16 protein-coding genes and 1 pseudogene are annotated in these 21,896 nt (G+C 69.5%); 4 read left to right on the forward strand and 13 right to left on the reverse strand.

Annotated elements, in window-relative coordinates:
- Position 1: 1 nt before the first annotated feature.
- From AC1RQK_RS31825 to AC1RQK_RS31860, 8 genes are all read right to left on the reverse strand, one after another.
- Positions 2 to 1,273, reverse strand: coding sequence for a TolC family protein (locus AC1RQK_RS31825; RefSeq protein WP_492813424.1), 1,272 nt, complete (start codon positions 1,271 to 1,273; stop codon positions 2 to 4).
- 193 nt (positions 1,274 to 1,466) lie between these two features.
- Positions 1,467 to 1,955 (reverse strand): cobalt-zinc-cadmium resistance protein, encoded by a 489-nt coding sequence (locus AC1RQK_RS31830; protein WP_492813365.1) that lies wholly within the window; start codon positions 1,953 to 1,955, stop codon positions 1,467 to 1,469.
- Positions 1,956 to 2,144: 189 nt separating this feature from the next.
- A complete protein-coding gene (locus AC1RQK_RS31835) occupies positions 2,145 to 4,292 on the reverse strand; it encodes a YehQ family protein (protein ID WP_492813367.1) in 2,148 nt (715 codons plus the stop codon).
- On the reverse strand, positions 4,289 to 5,449 hold the full coding sequence (locus AC1RQK_RS31840; protein ID WP_492813369.1) for a VWA domain-containing protein: 1,161 nt from the start codon (positions 5,447 to 5,449) through the stop codon (positions 4,289 to 4,291). The genes AC1RQK_RS31835 and AC1RQK_RS31840 overlap by 4 nt, the downstream gene beginning before the upstream one ends.
- Positions 5,446 to 7,923: a DUF5682 family protein gene (locus tag AC1RQK_RS31845; RefSeq protein ID WP_492813371.1), complete on the reverse strand. Its 2,478-nt coding sequence runs from the start codon at positions 7,921 to 7,923 to the stop codon at positions 5,446 to 5,448. Before AC1RQK_RS31845 ends, AC1RQK_RS31840 begins: the two co-directional genes overlap by 4 nt.
- A 22-nt stretch (positions 7,924 to 7,945) precedes the next feature.
- Complete coding sequence (locus AC1RQK_RS31850) at positions 7,946 to 9,055, reverse strand: ATP-binding protein (RefSeq protein WP_183035408.1); 1,110 nt, start codon at positions 9,053 to 9,055, stop codon at positions 7,946 to 7,948.
- A gap of 102 nt (positions 9,056 to 9,157) precedes the next feature.
- Positions 9,158 to 13,042, reverse strand: a complete 3,885-nt coding sequence (locus AC1RQK_RS31855) for a DUF4132 domain-containing protein (RefSeq protein WP_492813373.1) — start codon at positions 13,040 to 13,042, stop codon at positions 9,158 to 9,160.
- Positions 13,043 to 13,234: 192 nt separating this feature from the next.
- Complete coding sequence (locus tag AC1RQK_RS31860) at positions 13,235 to 14,125, reverse strand: LysR family transcriptional regulator (protein WP_492375926.1); 891 nt, start codon at positions 14,123 to 14,125, stop codon at positions 13,235 to 13,237.
- A gap of 100 nt (positions 14,126 to 14,225) precedes the next feature.
- Between AC1RQK_RS31860 and AC1RQK_RS31865 the strand changes: the two genes are divergently transcribed.
- Positions 14,226 to 16,202, forward strand: a complete 1,977-nt coding sequence (locus AC1RQK_RS31865) for an alkyl/aryl-sulfatase (RefSeq protein WP_492813376.1) — start codon at positions 14,226 to 14,228, stop codon at positions 16,200 to 16,202.
- 34 nt (positions 16,203 to 16,236) lie between these two features.
- Here AC1RQK_RS31865 and AC1RQK_RS31870 read toward each other — a convergent pair whose 3' ends face one another.
- Complete coding sequence (locus AC1RQK_RS31870; protein WP_253928788.1) at positions 16,237 to 17,166, reverse strand: LysR family transcriptional regulator; 930 nt, start codon at positions 17,164 to 17,166, stop codon at positions 16,237 to 16,239.
- 140 nt (positions 17,167 to 17,306) lie between these two features.
- Here AC1RQK_RS31870 and AC1RQK_RS31875 point away from each other — a divergent pair, with 140 nt between their 5' ends.
- From AC1RQK_RS31875 to AC1RQK_RS31885, 3 genes and pseudogenes are all read left to right on the forward strand, one after another.
- Positions 17,307 to 18,008 (forward strand): HAD family hydrolase, encoded by a 702-nt coding sequence (locus tag AC1RQK_RS31875; protein WP_492375924.1) that lies wholly within the window; start codon positions 17,307 to 17,309, stop codon positions 18,006 to 18,008.
- Positions 18,009 to 18,029: 21 nt separating this feature from the next.
- The gene (locus AC1RQK_RS31880; protein WP_492375923.1) at positions 18,030 to 19,175 is read left to right on the forward strand and encodes a DSD1 family PLP-dependent enzyme; all 1,146 of its coding nucleotides are present in this window, start codon (positions 18,030 to 18,032) and stop codon (positions 19,173 to 19,175) included.
- A pseudogene (locus tag AC1RQK_RS31885) lies at positions 19,165 to 19,577 on the forward strand (RidA family protein). The gene AC1RQK_RS31880 and the pseudogene AC1RQK_RS31885 overlap by 11 nt, the downstream one beginning before the upstream one ends.
- Before the next feature lie 32 nt (positions 19,578 to 19,609).
- On the opposite strand, the gene AC1RQK_RS31890 reads toward AC1RQK_RS31885, so the two are convergent.
- The 4 genes from AC1RQK_RS31890 to AC1RQK_RS31905 form a co-directional block, all read right to left on the reverse strand.
- Positions 19,610 to 20,695 (reverse strand): SRPBCC domain-containing protein, encoded by a 1,086-nt coding sequence (locus AC1RQK_RS31890; RefSeq protein ID WP_492813379.1) that lies wholly within the window; start codon positions 20,693 to 20,695, stop codon positions 19,610 to 19,612.
- On the reverse strand, positions 20,692 to 21,075 hold the full coding sequence (locus tag AC1RQK_RS31895; protein ID WP_492375920.1) for an ArsR/SmtB family transcription factor: 384 nt from the start codon (positions 21,073 to 21,075) through the stop codon (positions 20,692 to 20,694). Before AC1RQK_RS31895 ends, AC1RQK_RS31890 begins: the two co-directional genes overlap by 4 nt.
- A 75-nt stretch (positions 21,076 to 21,150) precedes the next feature.
- A complete protein-coding gene (locus AC1RQK_RS31900; RefSeq protein WP_492375919.1) occupies positions 21,151 to 21,480 on the reverse strand; it encodes a hypothetical protein in 330 nt (109 codons plus the stop codon).
- A 78-nt stretch (positions 21,481 to 21,558) separates the two neighbouring features.
- A complete protein-coding gene (locus tag AC1RQK_RS31905; RefSeq protein WP_492375918.1) occupies positions 21,559 to 21,762 on the reverse strand; it encodes a CopG family transcriptional regulator in 204 nt (67 codons plus the stop codon).
- Positions 21,763 to 21,896 lie beyond the last annotated feature (134 nt).

The raw sequence follows: 21,896 nt of genomic DNA on the forward strand, positions 1-21,896 counted from the left end.
CTTATTTGGTTTCCGTAGATGCCGGGGGAGCCGTGGGTACGGACGGGGCCGTGGGTGCCGCGGTCTGCCCGGGCACGCTCGACAGCAGCTTCTCGATCTGGATGGTGGCGGCCTGCAGCTCGAACTGCGCGGCAATCAGGTCGCTGCGCGCGCCGCGCAGCACGCGCTGCGCATCGAGGTAGTCCAGGATGCCGCGCTCGCCGAAGCGATACGCCGACTCGGCCACCGCCAGAGCGGACTCGGCCTGGCGCACGATGCCGCCCTCCAGCGCGCTGACCTGCGACTGCGTGATCTCGTACTGGCGGTAAGCCGATTCCAGCTCCTGCGTGAGCTCGAACTCGCGGGCCTCCAGCGCGGTGCGGGCCTGGATCGCCTGGGCGCTCGCCTCGCCCACCGGGCCGCTGCGGCGGTCCCACAGCGGGATGGTGAGGACCAGGCCAACCTGCGAGACCGTGTTGTCCGGCTGGCGCTCTGCGCTGGCGCGCACCGCCAGCTCGGGCAGGCGCAGCGAGCGCTGGTAGTCCACGGCCAGGCTGGCGCGGTCCGCTTCCAGGCGGCGCTGGGTCAGCTCGGCGTTGGCGCCGGTCAAGGTGTCGCGCAGCATCGGCAGGGCCGGCAGCGCGGAGGGCTGGCTCAGGCTGCCGGACAGCGAATAGGCCGCCGGCATGGCGCCGCCCACTTGCTGGCGCAGCGCCGCCTTGGCCTGGTTGACGCGCAACTGGGCGCTCTGCAGCGTCTTCTGCGCGCTCAGCAGCTCGGTCTCGGCCTTGATCAGCTCATAGCGCGGCGCTTCGCCCACCTCCACCCGCAGCCGCGCGCGGTCCTGGATCTGCCGCATCATGGCCAGGTCTTCCTTGGCCGCGGCCAGCTCCATCTCGCGCCGCAGCACATCGAAGTACGACGTCTTGACCCGCGCCGCCAGGTCCGCGCGGAACGCCTGGCGGCCGGCTTCGGTGGCCTCCAGGCTGCGCCCTGCGATCTCGGCGCGCAGCTTGCGCTGCTGCGGATAGTCCAGCTTCTGGGTGATAGCCATGGTCGGCGCGGCGCCACCGGTCACACCGGCAGTGCGCGGCGACAGACGGCCGTACATCACCTCGACCTGCGGATTGGGATAGGCACGCGCGCTGGTCACAGCGGCGCTGGCGGCATCGACGCCGGCCTGCGCCGCCTCCACGCCTTTGTTGGTGGACTGCGAAAGGGACAGCAGTTGCGGCAAGGTGAACGTTTGTGCCGCGAGAGCCGGCAAGGCTCCGAGCGACAGCAACGCCACCATGGAAAACATAGTGATCTGTTTGATCTGCATGACAAATGGGGGCAGGCGAAACGGCTGCGCGCCCGCCGCCGGCGCACGCAAAAAGCGTGCGCCAACGGTCAGCCAGCGATCGCCGACGCGATCGGGCCAAGGCGCCCAGGCAATAGGAACGCAGCCCGGGCGCGCAAGGAGCGCGCCGGGGTTGCCAGGGCTGTCAGATCAGGGAGATAGGGGGCTTGAAAAACGCCGCGGGCAAAGGATCCGGACGTGCGGGCAGCTGTTGCGCGATCTCGTTGGGGGGCAACGACACACGCACGGTGGGCAGCGCGAAGAGCGCGCTGGATTCTTCGATCTCGTCGAGCATGTCGAGGGGGTCGAGCAGGTCGGCGGACCAGATCTCGCAGTAGCCGGGAGGATCGTCCTCCACCACCGCAGCCGCCATCGCTTCGCCCGCCAGGCCGTCGTCGCCCGGCGCCACGACGCGCTCCAGGCCGGCACTGCCGTCCAGCTCATTGAGGGTGCGGGAGAACGCCGGTTCGGCAATCAGAAGTTCGGCGCGAACAGGATCAAATGCGGGATCAAATGCGGGATCAAATGCGGAATCAAATGCAGGCCCCGGCATACCGGCGTGCGTGTTCGCCGCTGCCCCGAGGGACAGCGCAGACAAGCACAGAACGGTGATCAGGAGCAGCAGGGATCGCATGAATCGGGGTAGAACGACAAGGGCCAAACCAGCGCGGATGGTGATAAATCAGCCACCCGGCGCCGATGGTGCACCACAGCATTGTAACGCGGATGTAAGTCATAGACCGCCAAAGGGCCGGTGCGTTCCGGTCACGCGCGACAAAAGTTGCTTGCGTGCAGGCCGGGCTGGCACGGGCTGCCAGCCGCGCTATGCGGGCGCGGCCACCGGCGGGCGCAGCGCCGCGCTCTCGATCTGCGCCAGCCACAGGACCAGTTCCCACCAGCGCGAGGCGGTGTTCTCATCCGGGCCGCCGCCAAAGCCCGCCAGCGCGGCCTCGATGCGCAGCGCCGTCTCCGCCAGCCCGGCGCGCGACAACGCCGCGGCTAGTTCGCGAGCTCGCTCAAGCGCGGCTGGACGCTGGTTGCGCAAGCCCTGGCGCAGCCACTGCGCCAGCAGCGCCAGCGCGGCGCCGGCCAGGGCGGCATGCGGCACCGTTGCCGCCGCGACGCAGGCCGGCATGGCGCCGGGGCTGGCGGGCTCGGTCGCCAGCACCACGGCGCGGGTCTGGGTCATCAGGGCCAGCGGCTCCATCTCCAGGGCGCCGCCAATCACGCGCACCGTGCCCGCCACGCGCTGGATGGCGTCGCCTCCGGCCTCGGCAGTGCGCAGCACGCTCGCCAGCGCGTCGACGGCGCCGGGCGCGCCGCTGCCGTGGCGGCAGCGCAGCAGGCAGCGCTGGCCATCGGTGTCGAGCAGGCTGGCGAGCAAGGTCTGCGCGGCGGCGTCCCAGCCCCACTGCTCCACGGCCATCACGTCCAGCACGTGCAGGTGCCCGATGGCCTGGCGCGGCAGCAGGCAGGCGGGCGCGGCTTGCGTGAGATGCTGGCGCAATGCCGCCACCGTGGCAAAGGCCAGCGGTGGCCGCAGGTCGTTCCAGGCTTGGGCGGAGAGCGGCAGCACATTGGTCTGGCGCGCGGCGCTGCCGATCTCCAGCAAGCCGTTGGCGCGGCGGCGCGCCGCGCGCGTGACCACCTGGCTGGCGGCCAGGCGGCCCATCGGATTGCCCGCCACGCGCCGCTGCACCAGCGGCACCGGCGGCGCGGCGCCCTCAGACCTGGGCCAGCTGCGCTCGAGCGCGACAACGCCCATGGTGTCCGGATCCGCGAAGGCGATGGAGACTCCGCAGGCGGCATCGGGATGGTCGCCGTCGTCCCACATGACGGCGCCCAGCGAAACCAGCTTGAGGTGGTCGAGCGCGACTTCGCCCTTGACGCCAAGGCCGAGGATCTGGCGCGCCGGCAGCAGCGCCCCGGGCTGCCCGCCAGCCGGTCCGGCGGTGCTGGCGGTGCTGGCGCCATCGGCCGATAGCGCGGCGGCCAGCCGGCCTTGCAGGCACGCCAGCGCGTCCAGCAGGCGGCGCGGGTCATAGCGGGCACTGCGGTTGTGCTGGTCGTCGAGCTGCGCCGCCAGCGCGTCGACGTCGGCGCTGACCCACGCCGCGCCGAAATCGGCGGCCAGGCTGCGCATCAGACCCAGGCGCGGGGCGAGCGCCAGCGGCGCCTGGGCCGTGCCTTCCGCCCACAATTGCCGCGCCAGTGCATCGGCCGCAGCGGCAAGGGCACGCAGTGTTTCGGCATCGGCCTGGCGCGTATCGGCATCGGCGGCTTCCGGCTGCGGCGGCGCGATCTCCACGGTGGCATCGACCTGGCCGCGAAGGCGATCGGCCGCAGCGCGAAAGGCCCAGACCGCCAGCGCCACGTGGGCGCAACTACTGCTCTCCTGGCAATCGCAACGCGCGTGGCCAAGGCTGTGGCGCGAGAAAAACCGCACCGTGCACATCGGCAGGTGTGCGGTGGGCACCGGCGCTTCCACGCGCCAGCCGGCCAGCCGCGCCACCGGCCGCGCGCGTGCCAGCTCGGCGGCCTGGCGCAGCGTGGCCGGGCGCAACGCGGCTTGCAACGCGCCGTCGTCGAAATCCGCCGGGGACCATGGGCCGCCGGCCAGCCCTTCGGGCGCGGTGACGGGCGTGGTGACGAGCGTATGGGCACTGCCCTCTTCCACGCTGGCCACTTCCCGGCAGGCCTGCTGGTAGGCCAGTACCAGCAGGATGCGGTGACGGCAGAGGCCCGAGGCAATGCAGCTACAGACCGCATCGCGCAGCGCGCGGCCTGCGGCAAGGCTGGTGCGGGTGCCGTCGGCGTACGCGGCATGCAAGGTGCCATCGGCATCTTGTGCAAGCTCGGGCGCCTTGCCCTCGGCCATTTCCTTCTGCGCACGCTTGACGAAGCCGGCATTGGCCAGCGCCACCAGCGCTTCGGGCGTCAGCTCCAGGAGATCGGCGCGGTCTGCCCTCATGCGACCAGCCCTCCGGGCACTTGCCCGCCGGCCTTGCCGGAGACTTTCTCGGCCAGCCAGGCGGCCAGCTCGCCAGGCGTCATTGCGGCCACGTGGGCGCCTTCGCGCACCAGGCGGGCTGCCAGTTCGCGGTTAAAGACCGGCTCGGCGCGCGCATCCAGCGCGGCCAGGCCGAGCACGGTCACGCCGGCGCCGACCAGCGTCTTGACGCGGCGGACCAGTTCATAGTCGCTGCCGCCCTCGTAGAAATCGCTGACCAGCACCACGATGCTGCGTGTCGGCGTGGCGATCTGCGCCTGGGCATAGGCCACGGCCCGCGCGATATCGGTGCCACCGCCAAGTTGCACACGCATCAGCAACTCAACCGGATCGGCCACGTCGGCGGTGAGGTCCACCACCGCGGTATCGAACGCCACCAGCCTCGTGCGCATGCCCGGCAATTGCCACAGGCAGGCGGCCATCACCGCGGCATGGATCACCGAGTCCACCATCGAGCCACTTTGGTCAACCAGCAGGATGATGTCCCACGATTGCGCGTGGCTGCGCACGCGGCTGAAAAATGCCGGCGCCTCCACGAACAGCTTGCCGCGCTGCGGGTCCCAGCGATGCAGGTTCTCGCGCAAGGTACGCCGAAAATCGAAATTGCGGGCGATGCGCGCGCGCGAGCGTCTTCGCCGGTCGCGCGTGCCGGCGAAGGCCTGGCGCACTTCGGTGGCGAGCTTTTCCATGATGCGCCGGACCACCTCGGCCACCAGCTTGCGCGCGGCGGCCAGCACCTCTGGGTTCATCAGGTGCTTGGTGTGGAGCACCGCGCGCAGCAGCGCTTCGGACGGCTCGATACGCTCCAGCACTTCAAGGTTGGTGACCACTTCGTCGATGCCGTAGCGCTCCACGGCGTCCTGCTCCAGCCGCTCGATCACTTCGCGCGGGAAGAGGCGGTGAATCTCGTTGATCCAGTCCGGCGTGGTCAGTTGCGAGGCGCCGCCGCTGCCGGTGCGCTCGCCGCGCCGCGCGCGCTCGGGGTCGCGGCCATAGAGCCAGTCGAGGGCGGCGTCGGCCGCAGCGGCATCGGCATCGAGCTCGCCCAGCGCGGGCTGCGCGGCTTCGCCCAACAGCAGGCGCCAGCGTTGCAAGGGATCAGGCAGGTGCAGGCTCATGGCGCGGTGGGCTTCGGGTTGGGATCGGGGGCTGCGCCGACGGGCACGCCCCAGTAACGCAGGCGCGCCGTCACGGCGGCCTCCAGCAAGCGCGCGGCAGCAATATCCACGGGATCATGCGCGCCCAGCGGCGCGGTGAGCGAGCGCTCGCCATAGGCTTCGCCGCCACGCAGAGCCAGCACCTGGCGCGCCAGCGCGCCGCGCTCCGCCGGCGGCAGCCAGGCAAAAGCCATGCGCATGGCGGGCAGCGCCTGCACGAAGGCCTCGTCATCGAGCTGCTGCAACAGGCCGTCGAGCCCGCTGGCAAACCCGACGGCATCGGTCAAGACATCGCGCGCCAGTGCCAGCAGGCCGGCCAGCGCATCGCCGATGCTGGCCGGCGGCAAGCCCGCCAGCAGGCGCAGTGCGCCCGCGATGCTGTCGCCGCCGCCGCCGCCGTCGCCGTCTTGCGGCGCAGCTGGTTCGTCCAGGCTCGCCAGCGCCCCCAGCGCCGCGCCACGGCTGGCAGCCGCCGCCTGCGGGTCGCGCGCCTTGCGGCGCCACACAGCCAGGGCACGCTGCGGATCGAGCGCGGGCAGCGGCTGGCCATCGCCGAACGCGCCATTGCGCACATCGCGCACCACATCGCGCACCGCACGGAAGGTCTGCAGGTGTGCCTGCTGCTCGGCGCTGGCCACCTGGCCCGGCAGGTCGAGCAGCCACAGGGCGCGCTCGACCGCGGCCGCCACCACCGTATGCAACACCGGCGCGCCGGCCATGCCGAGTACCTGGCCATGGCGCAGCAAGGCATGGAGCAGCCCCAGCGCCTCGCCCAGCGCCTCGAAGCGGGAGGCCGCGCCCACCGCCCGGCCCAGTTCAGCAAGCGAGGCGGCGCCAGCGTCCGGCAGCCCGGCGAACGCGGCATCGTTGAGCAGCGCTGCCAGCGCCGCCAGCTTGCCCGCGGCGTTGCGCAGCGTTTCCTCCAGCCGGGCGCGCGCGGCGTCGTGCAGCGTGGCGCCATAGGCGCCGGCCTCGATCAGCGCGGCACGTTGCTCCAGCGAGCCAAGCAGCCGCCAGTGCTCCTCGCGCTCGCCGGACAGCGCCAGCGACGGGCCCCGCTCGCGCTGGATCCCGGGCAACGCCAGGATGCGTAGCCGGTGCAGGCTGCGGCTGCGCTCGCGGTCGGCGGTTTGCAGCAAGTCCAGCTTGAGCTGCAGCGCACGGCCCGGCTGCAGCACGATACCGTGCGCGGCCAGTTCGGCGTCGACGGCATCGACCAGCGGCGGCTGCGGCGTGCCGGCCGCCAGCCCGCCAACCTGGTCGCCTGCCAGCACATCCATCAGTTCGACCAGCACGGGATCGGTGCCGCGCAGCAGCGGGCCGCGATAGGTCCACGGCAGTGGCGCGTCGAGAGCGTCCTTGATCAGGGTGGCGGCGCTGGCGTCGAGCCAGTCGCAGCGCAAGGGCTGGGCATGGCCGCGCAGCATCGCCAGGCCGTGGGCGTGCGCGTGCAAGGCCTTGAGATCGGCGGTGGAGGCGGGAAGCTTCTTCTCGCGCAGGCGGCACATGGTGCGGGCGAGGGCCAGCTTGCCGGCTTCGGCGCTGCCGTGCTGCCACATCCACGACTGGTACATCGGCGACGGCATGCCAGAGGCATAGCCAGCGAAGGCGTCGAGCCGCTTGCTGGTGTAGGGCACGAGGTAGCTGCCGCTGCGCACGGGCGTTGCGCCGTCTTCAACGTCGGCGGCTACCTCTGGCTGCGGCACGGCGGGGGGCTCGCTGCCAGCCGCCTCGGCATGCCCGCGCCATAGCGCGCGCAGTGCGGGCGCGTGATAGCCGCCGCAAACGACCAGCACCGGCGCGCCCTGCGCCTGGCGCATGGCCCATGCAATCCAGCGCGACATCATGGCCTCGCGCTCGGCATTGGCAGGGGAGCCGGGATCGTCGCCACGCAACTGGCCAAAGTGCGTATCCAGCGCTGCGGCCAGCGCCGGCAGCGGCATCTCGCTCTCGAACAAGTGCTCCCACAACGCGTCGCGGCCGTCGATGCCCAGCGCGGTGCACAGCGCCGCCTCGTAGCCGGCGGCGCGCTCGGCGTGATGTTCGTCGTCAGCGTCGGCGTAGCGGTTGGTGCGCCCGGACAGTGCATCGTGCCAGGCCGGCAGGTCGATAAAGCGGGCCTGCGCGCCGATGCGCCCGGCGCCCTGCAGCGCCACCCATTCCGGCGAGTATTCGCAAAACGGCGTCCACGAGCCGCGCTGCGCGCCAGGGCCCGACAAGTAGCTGAAAATCGCCACCGGCAAGCGGTGCGGCAGGTGCAGCTCCGCCAGCCGCGCGTTGAAATCCGCCGGCCCTTCGATCAAGACGAAGCACGGGCGCAGTGTGTCGATGCGCTCGGCCACCAGGCGCGCGCAGGCGGGGCTGTGGTGGCGCACGCCGATCACATGCGGCTCGGTGTGCGGCTCGGTATAGGGCATGGGGGTCGGCGCTGTCATCGGCCTGGGGCTGCGTGGCGCATCAAGGCAGGCGGTCGCGCGCGGCGAAATAGGCCTGCCAGTGCGATCCGGCGCGGCGCGAGACCTTTTGTTCGAAGTAGCGGCGCAGCTTGGCGCGGTCGTCGGCGTTGTCCTTGACCACGGTGCCGCCGATGCAGTCGACCAGGTCAGCCGGGCTGCCATCGCGTTGCTCCAGGAACCAGGCGCGCACGCCCACCGCGTGCGCCACGTTCACGGCCTCGGCGGTGGACATGACTGCGCTCATGCGCTCGGCGCCGCCCTCATCCGCGTTGCGGCGCGGCTGCGTGCCCTGCCCGCGCAAGTCGCGGAAGGTGGTGACCAGCAACTCCAGCACCGGCTCCGGCACGCGCCGGGGAATGCCGCTGCGCGCCAGCAAGCGTGCCGAGGCCTGCTCCACCAGTTCCAGCTCGCGCTGGAAATCCAGGATCGGGAACACCGTCTCGAAATCAAAGCGGCGCTTGAGCGCCGCGCTCATCTCGTTGACGCCGCGGTCGCGCGTGTTGGCGGTGGCGATGATGTTGAAGCCTTCTCGCGCGTACAGCATGCCGGCGGCGCCTTCGAGCTCCGGCACCGCCATCACGCGGTCCGACAGCATGGCCAGCAGGCAGTCCTGCACCTCCAGCGGCGTGCGGGTGATTTCCTCGAAGCGCACGATGCGGCCCTGCTGCATGCCGAGATACAGCGGCGCGGGCACCAGCGCGCGCTGGCTCGGGCCCTCGTTGATCAGCAGCGCGTAGTTCCAGCCGTACTTGATCTGGTCCTCGGTGACCGAGGCTCCGCCCTGGATGGTCAGCGTGGAGGTGCCGCTGACGGCCGCCGCCAGCAACTCCGAGAGCAGCGACTTGGCGGTGCCGGGCTCGCCCACCAGCATGAGCCCGCGCCCGGTGGCCAGCGTGACCAGCGCCCGCTCGATCATGGCCGCCGGGGCCACCAGCTTGGCGGCGATATCGCTGCCGGCATCGCCCAGGATAAAGCGGCGCGCGGCGGTCAGCGACAGCGCCCAGCCTGGTGGGCGCGGCGCATCGTCGGTGGCGGCCAGCCGCGCCAGTTCGTCCGCGTAGAGCAGCTCGGCGGGCGGGCGCTGGAGCGTGGGGCTTGTCTTGTCAACCATGGTGGTTTTCCATTGGTGCGTTCAGCGGCGCCATCAGGAGCGGCGGGATAGGGGGCCGCGGAATAAGGAGCCGCGGGATAGGGGATGCATGGACGCAGGCGTTCATGCGCGCAGGCTCTCCATGTCGCGGATCAGTTCGCTGGCGGCGATCGGGTCGAGCCCGGCGAACTTCTTGCCGCCGTTACGGGCGATGCCCCAGCCGTGCGCGTCCACGCCGAACTGCAGGCTTTGCAAGGTCTGCTCCGGATATTCATCGGGCATGCCCACGATCATGCCGGGATCGAACGTCAGTTCGATGGCCCGTCCACCCTCGACCTGCTTGGTGTAGTACCAGATGCCACCACCGTCCTGCGCCGCGCCGCGCCGCCAGCCGCGGTTGGCCAGGCCGAACAGCTTGCCGGTGGGGATGACCACGCCCTTCCAGCGATCCAGGTCGATGGCCTGCCGCTCGGCCTCGGTCAGCGCGTAGGTGTCGCGGCCAATCTGCGCAAAGGGCTGCAGTAGTTCGTAGTCGGCGAACAGCTGGCCGAAGGCGGCGGCATCTGCGGCCGGCAATTCCAGCGCGTGGGGAATGCCCACGCGGATATCCTCGCCTTGCGGCGGCATGTAGGCATCGTCGTCGGCCGTGGTGTAGCTGCCGTCCTCGGCCACGCGAAAGCACGCCAGGAGTTCGCCGCCGCTGTCGCTGCCGTGCGCCACGCGGTACACGCCCCACGCCAGCCGCTGCACCAGGTGGCGCACCAGCGGATGCTGCGCCAGGAAGGGCTCGAACACCGCGGCGCTCCAGCGCCGGCGCGCACACATGGCCAGCTCCAGGCGCAGCACCTGCTGGCTGGCGATGGTGCGGGCGTCTTTCTTGAGCGCCTTGAAGCGCTCCACGGCTTCCTTGGACAACGCGGCGTCGTCGGTTTTCTTGGGCTTGGGCAGGTCGGCCAGGCGTGCGCCATCGGTGTCGCGCACGAAGGGCTTGAGGGCTTCGTCGAAGCCCACACGGAACTGGCGCGGCCCGAAATCCAGCAGCAACGTGCCATGCGCGTCCAGCCCAAGGTCGGGCGCGAGGCGGTCTTCGAGCTCTTCGAGCGAGAGCCCGCGCGCCTCGGCCACTTCGTCGATCTTCTCGCGGGCACGATCCTGCAAGCCCTTGAACTTGACCTTCTGCGCAATGCCGTTGAGGTGCATCAGCGCCACGTCACTGCCGATCAGGGCGAGCACATCCAGCCCGGCCACGGCGCGCGCATGCGCGGCCTCGCCGGGCCAGGCGCGGATATACGGGGTGAGCCGGCGCGCGGTATCGTCGTTGCCGAGCACGCCCAGCGCGCTCAGCGCCCAGCTCTCCTTGGCAGGCGCATTGACCAGCAGCCACGCCGCGAAATTGTCCCAGGCAAAGTCCGCCAGCGACTCCGGCGTGCAGGCCGCCTTGACCATGTCCAGGCCGGGATAGCGCCCTTGCACCGCGGGAAACGCCAGCATGGTGCCCAGGTGCTGCAAGGCTGAATCCGGCAGCGGCTTGCCGGCCCCCTTGCCGGTGGCGAGCACGGGGCGGCGGAAGCTGCCGGGCTGGTAGAACTCGGGCAGCTTGGGCAGCTTGGCCGGGAAGCGCTGCAGCGGATCTTCATCCAGCACCCCGCGCACGGCGGCCACGATGGCGAGGTCCGCGTCGCGCTGGGCGAAACGCTGCGCCACTTCCATCACGAGCGCCTCGTGCCCCTCGCCGGCCAGCATGCGCAGCGCCGTGGCGGCGTTGTCGCGCGCCTCGCCAATGCGGCCCACCGCGGCCGGGATCAGGCCGGCGACGGCATGCTCCGGATGGCGCAGCAGCCAGGCCCGGCCCACTTCGCGCAGCGACTTGAGCCTGACCAGCGCGCGTGCCGCAGGCGCCGCCAGCTCGACCGCGCCAAACGGCATCGCCAGCGGCAGCCCCTCGGTGGGCGCGCGGCGCACCGTGCCCAGCACGCCGGGCAGTACCCGCAGGCCGAACCTGGCTGCCATATAAGTGTCGTTGTGGGTTGTGCTCTGCGCGGCCACCATATTGAACAGCGGCAGTGCCAGTTCCTCGGGCAGCAAAGCCGCCATCATGGCATCGAGCGAGCACCAGCTGGTGAGCTTGCGCAAGGCCTGCCAGGCGGCGAACAGCGCCTGCACATCGCGCTGGCGAATCGCCAGCATGGCGTGTTCGAGCAGGCCGGATTGTTTGCCGCGTGCGTTGCCGAACCCCAGGTCGCTCGCCAGCAGTTGCACATCGCGGGCCTTGGCCTGGTCGTAGCGGCGCACCTGCCAGTCGCTCATCGACGCCCATTCCTCGCGCTTGCCCTCGGCCCAGCGCTCGACCGCGAGAAGATCCAGCGGCGCCAGCGTCAGCGGGCCGACGGCGGCAACGCGCTTCTTGCCAAGCCAGGGCGGATCGGCCAGCACCGTGGGCAGGTCCTCAACGGCGGCTGCCTCGGCAGGCTGCGCCAGCCTGGCCTGCAATTGCCTCACCAGGTCGCCCTCGGCCGGGCTCAGCCATGGCAGCACGCGCTCGGCCTCGGTGGCATGCGCCTGCAGCAGCGCGGCCAGGCTGGCCGTGTACAGGCTGGCATCCTTGCCACCGGCAAGCGCCAGGCCGGGCAAGGCCCCAAGCGCCGCCAACGGCCAGCGGGCGGTAGCCTGCTGGAAGCGCGCCATGGCGGGCTTGCCGTTGGTCGCCACCCGCGCCAGCGCGGCAACGGCGTCGGGCAGGCCGATGGCCGCCAGGCCTTCGCCAGCCTCTTCGATGGCCGCGCCTGGCGCCAGGATGGGTAACGCATCGGCGCCGCGCTCGCGCAGCACGGTGGCCACCATGGTCTCCACGCCCCAGAAATTGCTGCCCCAGCCCTCCACCTTCTGCCGCTGCGCGAGCGCAAGCGCCGCGGGATCGGTCACGGTCATCTGCAGCCAGTGCAGCGACGCCGGCGCCTGCGGCCCTTGCAGGCGCTGCGCGGTCTCGTTGCTGAGCTCGGGCAGGTCGGGCAGCAGCATGGCCATGACCGGCTGGCGCGACGGCGACAGCAGCGGCAGGGCCGCGCGGATCTTGTCCGCGCAGGCTTGCCACTGCGCGGGCTCGGCGCGCGCCAGCAGGGCGCGCAGCGCCCACTCGGCATCGCTGTGGATGCCCGCGTAGCCGGTGCCGTGCGCACTGTCGACGTTGTCGTTCAGGCTCAGGCGGCGCTTGCGCGTATCGCGCACCCAGCCGAGCTCCGTGCCCATGGTCTGCGCGGTCAGCAACGCATCCACCGCGCCTTCCAGGCCGAGCCGGCCCGCCATGAAGGCCATGCCATTGGCGCCCAGTTCCACGTCGTCGCGGTAGTGCTGCGAGGACAGCTTGACGAGGATCGTCATCAGCACCGCGTCGGACGCGGGCGAGCCCTCCATGCGGCGGCTTTCCACGCGCTGCCATGCCTCGGCATAAGCGGCCTGCCAATGGGCGGCACTGGCGTCGATTTCCGGCTGCAAGTGCTTGAGCAGGGATTCGCGCACGCGCAGCCAGGCCCGCATCGGGTCCAGCGGCTCGGCGGGCGCGGTGCCGGGATGGCGCCGGCTGGGCTGGGCCAGGTCCTTGAGCGATTCCGGCATCAGCACGGCGGCGCCCCCCTCCAGCCAGGGCGGCGAATCGCCACGCGCGGCAGGCACGATGACGGCAGCAGGCGGCGCAACGGGTTCCGGTGCTTGCGCCCGGGGCGCAGAGGCCGGGGCGGTATCCTGGGGAATCGCGGCGGCGGCGGGCGCCGGCGGCGCCGTGGCCCCGATGCTGGCGCCGGCCGCTACCTGCGCCTCCACATAGCCTTTGCCGGTTTTTTCGGCAATCAGCTTGGTCATTGCCGCAGCCGCCTTGGCGGCATCGGCAAACGGCTTGCTCTGGCTTTGGCCATGGGTGCCGATCTTGCCCCAGCGCAGGTTGAGCTGCGCGTCGTCCTGTTCCACTTCCCAGAATTTGCTGGAGCTGTCGCTGCGGAATTCGAAACGCCTCATACCTTGCTTTTCCTTTGGCTTCACATCGTCGACAAACCCACCGGGCAACGGGAATCGCCGTGGGTTCGGCGGGCGGCTATGCGGGTTTCCCGCCTGGCTGCGCCTCGCGCCCGCCCGATATGTTAAGAGAAAGGTACATCCGTGCAAACAAAGTTACATTTAGTTGGCTTTTGATTGGCGCTAGCGCGCCAATCAAGCGGCAGCCAGCACGGCTGCCACCGCCCTTTCCGCCGCCGGCGACAGCGTGCGCTGCGCCAGGTGCACGACGACAAAGTCCATGGCCATGGGGACCATGCTTGCCAGCGCCAGCGCTACCAGCGCGCCGCTCTCCAGCTCCGCCCTGAGCGCCCGCGCGGGCGCCAGCAGCACCACATCGGATTGGCACGCCAGATGCCTGAGCGCATGAAAATCATTGCTCTGCACCTGAAACGGCAGGCTCTCGCCCGGCCGGCAGCCGAGCAGCCTGCGCAACTGGTCGTGGCCTTGATCCGGCAACGGCACGGACACCAGCGTAGCCTCGCGCAATTGCGCCGGCGTGACACGCCCGCCCGCAAGGGGATGGCCCGGGCGCGCGAACCAGCCCGATGGCTCGGGCCGCAGGCGCCGGACTTCCAGCTCTGCCGCCGCCGGCATGGTACGGCGCTCGGCAACCAGAAAATCCAGCGTCTCCGCGTGCAGGGCGGCGAGCAGCGCCGGGGCGCTGTTGACCTCGGCCTTCACCCGCAGCTTCGGCCAGTCCCGGTTGAGGGCGCACAGTACCCCGGGCAGCAGGATGGCGGCGGGAAACGGCCCCATCCCCATCTGCACGCTGCCGATCTCATGCTGCTGCACCAGCGTGAGGTCTCGCGCCAAGCAACGCGTCTCGAACAAGATCCGCCGTGCCCGCTCCGCCACCATGCGCCCGGCTGCGGTCAGCGCCACGCCGCGCGGGCCGCGATCGAACAGCGGCATGCCAGCCTCGGCCTCCAGTGCCTGGATGCTGCGGGTCAGCGCGGGCTGGCTCAGGTGCACACGGCGCGCGGCCCCCGCCAGCGAGCCCTCTTCCGCCACCGCGATCAGGTGCTCCAGCCGTTTCAGGTTCAAGACATGCGCTCCTTGCATCGCTGAGATAAAAAACTTGCAATTGAATTATAGGTGGCGGTGGACTCCAATAGACGTCCTCTTCGTTTCGCCGAGCCTTGCCATGCCCCTTCGCCGTACCCTCCCCGCCATCCTGGCGCTCGTTGCCTTCCAGTCCGCCACCGCCCAGACGGCCAGCGCGCCTGCCTCGCCCGTCACCGCGCAAGCCAATGCGGCATGGCTGCAGGCACTGCCCTTTGGCGACCGGCAGGATTTCGAGGATGCGCACCGTGGCCTGGTGGCCCGCTTCCCCGAAGGCACCATCCGCGGCGCGGACGGCCGCGTGGCATGGGACTTCAACGCCTACGCCTTCGAGCGCGCCGATGCCGCGCCGGCCACGGTGAACCCGAGCCTGTGGCGGCTCGCGCAGTTGAACAATGAAGCCGGCCTGTTCAAGGTCACCGACCGCCTCTATCAGGTGCGCGGGGCCGACCTGTCGAACATGAACATCATCGAAGGCGACACCGGCATCATCGTGATGGACCCGCTGATCACTGCCGAGACCGCGCGCGCGGCGCTGGCGCTGTACTATGCGCACCGGCCGCGCAAGCCGGTGGTCGCCGTGATCTACACGCACAGCCACGTCGACCATTTCGGCGGCGCCAAGGGCATCGTCGACGAAGCCGACGTGAAGGCCGGCAAGGTGGCGGTGATCGCGCCGGCGGGCTTCATGGAAGAGGCCATCAGCGAGAACGTGCTGGCGGGCAACGCCATGAGCCGGCGCGCGCAATACATGTACGGCACCACCCTGCCCCGCAGCGCGACGGGCCAAGTCGACGCGGGCCTGGGCAAGGCCACCTCGCGCGGCACGGTCACGCTGCTGGCGCCCACCGATCTCATCGCCAAGACCATCGACACCCGCCGCATCGACGGCATCGACATCGAGTTCCAGCTCACGCCCGGCACCGAGGCGCCGGCCGAGATGAACCTCTACTTCCCGCAGTTGCGCACGCTGTGCATCGCGGAGAACGCTGCCCGCACCCAGCACAACATCCTGACCATCCGCGGCGCGCAGGTGCGCGATGCCAAGGCCTGGTCGTTCTATATCGGCCAGGCGCTGGCCCGCTACGGCGAGCGCAGCGACATCCTGATCGCCCAGCACCACTGGCCCACCTGGGGCAAGGCGCGCATCAACGAGTTCCTGTCGGACCAGCGCGACATGTACGCCTACCTGAACGACCAGACGCTGCGCCTGATGAACCAAGGCCTCACGCCCACGGACATTGCCGACACGCTGCGCAAGCTGCCTGAGCCGCTGGCCAGCAAATGGTATGCGCGCGACTACTACGGCTCGATCAGCCACAACGTGCGCGCCGTGTACCAGCGCTACCTCGGGTTCTACGATGGCAACCCGGCCCACCTGAACCCGTTGCCGGCGGTGCAGGGCGCGAAGAAGACGATCGAATGGATGGGCGGCGCGGACGCGGTCCTGGCCAAGGCGCGCGAAGCCTACGCCCGCGGCGAATACCGCTGGGTGGCGCAGATCGGCAACGAGCTGGTCTTTGCCGAGCCGGCCAACACCGCGGCCCGCGCGCTACAGGCCGACGCGCTGGAGCAGCTTGGCTACCAGACCGAAAACGCGACCTGGCGCAATGCCTACCTGACCGGCGCACAGGAACTGCGCAACGGCATCAAGCGGGGCGCGCCCAGCGGCACGACATCGCCCGACCTGGTACGCGCGCTGACCGTGCCGCACTTCTTCGACTACCTGGCGGTGCGCCTGAATGCGGACAAGGCCGCCGGCAAGGCCATGACGCTGAACTGGAACTTCACCGACCTGCAAGAGCGCTACGCCATGACGCTGCGCAACAGCGCCCTGACCTACCTCGCCAACGCGCAATCCGCGCAGGCCACGGCAACCATCACGCTGGACAAGGCCACGCTCGACCGCATCAGCCTGAAGCAACTGACGCTGCCGGACGCGATCCGCGATGGCAGCATCCGCATTGACGGCAACCCGCAAGCGGTGGCGTCGCTGTTCGGCATGCTGGATACGTTTGACGGGTATTTCAGCATTGTGACGCCACAAGCGGCGCCCTGAGGGGGGACGGGCAGCACGTCACCGGCGAGGGCTTTTAGCGCGGTGGGGGCGGCCCTGGCTTGCCCAGGGCCGCCTCGAAAAACTGCATCAATGCCTGTACCCGCGCCGTGCGGCCCCGCCGCGTGGGCACCAGCAGGGTCACCGGCGCGCTGTCGAACTCCCAGCCGGCCAACACCCGGACCAGCGTGCCGCGCGCCACCGCATCCGCCGTATCCCACTCTGAGCGCAGCACCAGGCCAAGCCCCTGTTCCGCCCACTGGCGCGCCACGCTGCCATCGTTGGTCGTAAAGGCCGGGACAACGCGCAGCGTTTCGCGGGCCGATGGCCGCCGCGCAGTGCCGGAACCCGCCCGGCGAAAACGCCACAGCGTCACGTCCTCGTCGTTCTCGCGAATGCAGATGCACGCGTGCCCCAGCAAGTCGCGCGGCTCTTGCGGCGTGCCGTGGGCGCGCAGGTAGGCCGGGCTGGCGCACAGCCAGCGTTCATTGGGGGCGAGCGTGCGGGCAATCCAGGATGAGTCCCGCACGGCGCCGATATGCACTACCGCGTCCGAGTCATGCTTGTCCGGCCAGGGCACCTCGCGCAGATCCAGCTGCAGGCGCAAGCCGGGATGGCACTGCGCAAAGCGCGCGAGCACCGGCGCCACATGGTGCCGGCCATAGCCGAAGGGGGCGGCGACGCGCAGCGTGCCCGTCAGGCGGCTGTCCTCCCGGCGGAACGACTCGGGCAGCGCCTCAAGCTGCGCCAGCAGCGCAGCGCCTTCCTGCGCAAAGCGCTCGCCCTCGGGCGTGAGGCTCAGGCGACGGGCGGTGCGGGTGGCGAGCGCCAGGCCCAGCGTGGCCTCCAGCTTGCGCAGGCGCATGGACAGCGCTGGCGGCGTCACATTGAGCGCGCGGGCGGCTGCGCTCAGGGACGGGGCCTGCGCCAGCGCCTCGACCAGCCGCAGGTCTTCGATCTGGATCATTCACTTCAGCTTAACGATTGATGTTCCGGCATTTAACCACGGACCACGTACTCCTTCCTACACTGAGGGCCTGATGTTACGCAGCGCCGCAGCTCGGCTATTGCGCTATTGCGCTATTGCGCCCACACAAAAAGGAACGTATGGAAATCCTCGACCAATCGCCCGCCCCTGCCTGGCCCCGCGCCGTGCTGTTCGACCTGCTCACCGCGCTGCTGGATTCCTGGACCGTATGGAACGCCGCCGCCGGCTCGCAGGCGCAAGGCCGGGCCTGGCGCGCGGAGTACCTGAAGCGCACCTACGGCTGCGGCGCCTACGTTCCCTACGAGCAACTGGTGCGCGAGGCGGCCAGCCACGTGGGCCTGCCCGCCAGCGCGCCGGAGGCGCTCGACGCAGGCTGGGACAAGCTCCCCGCGTGGGACGGTGCCCGCGAACTGTTGCGTGCCCTGCGGCCGCATTGCCGCCTGGCGGTGGTCACGAACTGCTCCGAACGGCTGGGGCGGCGCGCCGCGGACTTGCTGGAGATCGACTGGGATGTCGTGGTCACCTCCGAGCAAGCGGGCTTCTACAAGCCGGATCCGCGCCCCTACCAGCTCGCGCTGAAGCAGCTGGGCGTGCAGGCAACGGATGCCGCCTTTGTCGCGGGCTCGGGCTACGACATGTTCGGCACCTCGGCCGTGGGGCTGCGCACCTACTGGCACAACCGGGTCGGCCTGGCGCTGCCCGCCGGCGCGCCAGTGCCCGATGCGGAGTTCGCCACGCTGGAGCCCGCGCTGCCCTGGTTGCGGTCCTTTCATGCGGCAACCCCAACCCAGCCGCAGGCCAAAGTCCAATTGCTGGACTGACTGATCACTCTCAAGAACGCGATGAACACTGCCACCCACACACTGGCGAGCCTGGAAACACCGGCAGCGGTGATCGACCTCCCCCGCATGCAACACAACATCCAGCGCATGCAGTCGCGCATGGACGCGCTTGGCGTGCGGTTCCGCCCGCATGCCAAGACCAGCAAATGCTCGGCGGTCGTGCAAGCCCAGATCGATGCCGGGGCGCGCGGCATCACCGTTTCCACCCTGAAGGAAGCCGCGCATTTCTTTGCCGATGGCATGACGGACATTCTCTACGGCGTCGGCATGGTCTCGACCAAACTGCCCCAGGCCCTGGCGCTTCGCCGCCGGGGCTGCGACCTGAAGATCGTCACCGATAGCGTGACGTCCGCCGCGGCCATCGTCGCATTCGGTGCCGCGCATGGCGAGTCGTTCGAGGTCTGGATCGAGATCGACACCGATGGCCACCGCTCGGGCATCCGCCCGGACGAAGCCGCGCTGATCGACGTGGCCCGCGTGCTGCATGAAGGCGGGGCCCGCCTGGGCGGCGTGATGACGCACGCCGGCTCCAGCTACGACCTGGATACGCCCGAAGCCCTGGCGGCGATGGCGGAGCAGGAGCGGGCCGGCTGCGTCATGGCGGCCGAACGGCTGCGCGCGGCCGGGCTGCCATGCGCGGTGGTCAGCGTCGGATCGACCCCCACGGCGCTATCCGCAACGAGCCTGGAAGGCGTCACCGAGGTGCGCGCGGGCGTCTACGTGTTCTTCGACCTGGTGATGCGCAACGTCGGCGTATGCGCAACGCAAGACGTGGCGCTGAGCGTGCTGACCACCGTGATCGGGCACCAGGCGGACAAGGGCTGGGCCATCGTCGATGCCGGCTGGATGGCCATGAGCCGCGACCGTGGCACGCAAAAGCAGAAGTGCGATTTCGGCTACGGGCAGGTCTGCGGCATCGACGGTACCGTGCTCCCGGGCTATGTGCTCAGTGGCGCCAATCAGGAACATGGCATCGTGTCGCGGGAAGGCGCGCCCGAGCCGGACATCGCGACGCGCTTGCCCATCGGCACGGTGCTGCGCATCTTGCCCAACCACGCCTGCGCGACTGGCGCGCAGTTCCCCGAATATCACGCGCTTGCGCAAGATGGCACGCTCGCTACCTGGAGCCGGTTCCATGGATGGTGATCAGGCGAGCGCCGCGGTAAAGACGGTCAACCCCGCCGGGCTATCCGCGCCGGGCGGGCACTACAGCCATGCAACCGTGGCCAACGGCTTCGTGTTCGTTCCGGGCAGTTGCCCATCACGCCCGCCGGCGAAAAGCTCGCCGGCGCGCCCTTCGAAGATCAGGCGCGCCAGGTGCTGGCCAATGTGGAAGCGGCGCTGATCGCCTCCGGCAGTGGCATCGGCGGCCTGGCGCAGGTGCGGGTCTATGTGGACGCCATTGAAAACTGGCCGGCATTCAACGCCATCTTTGCGTCGTGGGCAGGCAGCGCGCGCCCGGCACGCGCCGTGGTGCCGACCGGCGCGCTGCACTTTGGCCTGAAAGTGGAGGTGGAAGCGGTGGCGGTGCTCCTGCCCGCTGCGTAGCCGCTAAGCGGCTACGCAGCCAGGCGGTGGCGTCAGCCCATCTGCGGCTGCGTCGCGGCAAAGCTTGGCCGCTCGCGCATCACTGCCTGCGCGCGCCGCACGTTGGGGCACTTCTCCAGCAAGGCGGCGCCCTCGGGAAACATGCCGACGTACGCCAGGATTGGCGCGAGAAACAGGTCCGCCATCGACATCGCCGTACCGACCAGGTAATCGCGATTGCCGTAGGCTTCGTCGAACGCGCCTAGCTGCGTGGCCATCTCCGGCAGCGCGGCTTCGATCACCGCGCGGTCGGGCTGGCCGTTTTCGCCCTTGGGAAAGATGTACTGCAGTACGTAGCGGCGCACCATGGCATCGTAGGCATGGCAATTGATCAGGCTGATCCACTGCTCGCAGCGCGCATGGCCAATGGCGCCAGATTGCCGCGGGAGCAGGCTCGGCCCCTCGAAGGCTTCCTCTATATAGGCCAGGATTGCGCGGGTCTCATAGAAGGAAAGCGGGCCATCGCTCAACACCGGAATGCGGCCGAACGGGCTATGCGCAAGCACCTCCGGCGAGTGCGGCGGCACGGGCTGCAGCTTGTAGGCCACGCCCTTTTCCTCCAGCGCCATGCGCACCGTGCGGCAATAGCTGCTGCGCGGGTCGCCGATCACGGTGATGGAGCCGGCGCTGCCCTCCGGATCCAGGAAATCGCTGAGGCGATTGAACACCGATTGCCAGCCGCCCGTGTGCGAATCGCGCTCGCCCGCCTCGGGAAAGCCGCTGTGGCGCATGTGCAGGTGGGTGCCGCCATCCTTGGCCGTCAGCGTGACCTCGATCAGCGTCTTGATCTCCGGCGGCATCGGGCCGGCTTCCCAGGCCCAGGTATAGGCGAGGAAGTCCGCCCGGTCGATCGCCTGATACTCGCCGCCCACGGTGTACCTGGCACCATCGCGCCCGCCCATCACGATGCGGTACTTGCCGCCGACCCGCGCATCGGCGCTAGCCTCCAGCACGTGCATGCCGCGCGGGCAATGCCACTCGGACAGTGCGGCCTGGCTGGTGAATGCGTCGAACACCTTCTCGCGCGGAGCGCGGATAAAGCGGTCCATTTCCAGATGGAAGGTAGCAGCTTGGGTCATGATCTTTTCCCTCGGGCTTTGCCTGCGTTGCTGGTGCCTTCGGTCGAGCCCGCCGCATGGGTGCGTTCGACGAACTCGACGAGGCGATCGAGATTGCCCTCCCAATGGCGCCGGTAGGTGCTCAGCCAGTCATGCGCGTCGCGCAGCGCATCCGCACGCAGATGGCAGATGCGCCAGCGGGCGCTGACCTCCCGCTCGATCAGCCCGGCGTCCGCCAGCACGCGCAGGTGCTTGGAGATGGCCGGAGCCGACATGTCGAACGGCCGCGCCAACTCGCTCACCGGTGCCTCCCCTTCGGCCAGGCGCGCAAGGATGGCGCGGCGAGTGGGATCAGCCAGTGCGGCAAAGATGGGGGTCAGCGGGTCGGTGGAGGATGGCATGGCTTCATTTAACCAACAGGTTAAATGAAAGTCAAGAAAGTAGATGGCGTGCGGGCGGCGTGTTGCCGCCCCCGGCTAGCTGACGCCAGCACCACGTACGGCAACGGAGCCTGGGGTTGTCCTAAGCCCAACGCGTCGCAATAGCGTCTGAATGGCAGCTGCGGCAACGTCATCCGTTTCGTGCACATCCTTGAGCACCGCCCGAATCCGCAAGGCCAGTGCTTCGGCAAGCCTTGCAGCAGTCACGCGCAGCGGACAAGAGTCGCATCGCGCATAAAGCGCAACATCCCTGACCAGCGTATCGCCTCGATAGATAGCCACCAGGACCTTTGGTTGGTAGCTACCGTCGACGAGCGCCTTTGCGCGCGGCGTGACGCGATAAGTCACCGCCTCAAGCATGGACATCTTCCGATCGCTGCAAGAGCCTGCTCCAGTCTCGTCACTCGATGACAGCAGTATTGAAATCCGCGATGCGGACATCGGTCACTCGCCGTCCTTCTTGGCCAGAACCGTGGCGCCAACCTGGGGGCGGGTTGCATAGGCCACCCCATGCTGCTCCAGATAGTCGCGAATCAACTGACGCACGACCTGTGATGGCGTTTGATCCTGCGCCGCGCACAGTGCCTCAAAGGCTTTCTTCTTCACGGGGTCGATCAACACGGTGAAACGGGCAGTCTTGGATTCCATACGCTTCAGAGTAGTATTGTATGATAATAGCATTATCATTATATACAACTGATCGACCAAGTGCGGCCTGGCAACGGCCTTCGCCAGAAGGCTTTGAAGGCATGCCAGAACCACGCAATGCGATCTTTAAATAT

This window comes from Cupriavidus sp. GW822-FHT02D05 (assembly GCF_058802485.1).

Bases quoted from the DNA above. Each gene is read 5' to 3' on its own strand.
- AC1RQK_RS31895 (WP_492375920.1), bottom strand. From the start codon at position 21,075: ATGCCATCCTCCACCGACCCGCTGACCCCCATCTTTGCCGCACTGGCT.
- AC1RQK_RS31875 (WP_492375924.1), top strand. From the start codon at position 17,307: ATGGAAATCCTCGACCAATCGCCCGCCCCTGCCTGGCCCCGCGCCGTG.
- AC1RQK_RS31880 (WP_492375923.1), top strand. From the start codon at position 18,030: ATGAACACTGCCACCCACACACTGGCGAGCCTGGAAACACCGGCAGCG.
- AC1RQK_RS31865 (WP_492813376.1), top strand. From the start codon at position 14,226: ATGCCCCTTCGCCGTACCCTCCCCGCCATCCTGGCGCTCGTTGCCTTC.
- AC1RQK_RS31830 (WP_492813365.1), bottom strand. From the start codon at position 1,955: ATGCGATCCCTGCTGCTCCTGATCACCGTTCTGTGCTTGTCTGCGCTG.
- AC1RQK_RS31825 (WP_492813424.1), bottom strand. From the start codon at position 1,273: ATGGTGGCGTTGCTGTCGCTCGGAGCCTTGCCGGCTCTCGCGGCACAA.
- AC1RQK_RS31855 (WP_492813373.1), bottom strand. From the start codon at position 13,042: ATGAGGCGTTTCGAATTCCGCAGCGACAGCTCCAGCAAATTCTGGGAA.
- AC1RQK_RS31890 (WP_492813379.1), bottom strand. From the start codon at position 20,695: ATGACCCAAGCTGCTACCTTCCATCTGGAAATGGACCGCTTTATCCGC.
- AC1RQK_RS31840 (WP_492813369.1), bottom strand. From the start codon at position 5,449: ATGAGCCTGCACCTGCCTGATCCCTTGCAACGCTGGCGCCTGCTGTTG.
- AC1RQK_RS31900 (WP_492375919.1), bottom strand. From the start codon at position 21,480: ATGTCCATGCTTGAGGCGGTGACTTATCGCGTCACGCCGCGCGCAAAG.
- AC1RQK_RS31905 (WP_492375918.1), bottom strand. From the start codon at position 21,762: ATGGAATCCAAGACTGCCCGTTTCACCGTGTTGATCGACCCCGTGAAG.
- AC1RQK_RS31835 (WP_492813367.1), bottom strand. From the start codon at position 4,292: ATGAGGGCAGACCGCGCCGATCTCCTGGAGCTGACGCCCGAAGCGCTG.
- AC1RQK_RS31845 (WP_492813371.1), bottom strand. From the start codon at position 7,923: ATGACAGCGCCGACCCCCATGCCCTATACCGAGCCGCACACCGAGCCG.
- AC1RQK_RS31850 (WP_183035408.1), bottom strand. From the start codon at position 9,055: ATGGTTGACAAGACAAGCCCCACGCTCCAGCGCCCGCCCGCCGAGCTG.
- AC1RQK_RS31870 (WP_253928788.1), bottom strand. From the start codon at position 17,166: ATGATCCAGATCGAAGACCTGCGGCTGGTCGAGGCGCTGGCGCAGGCC.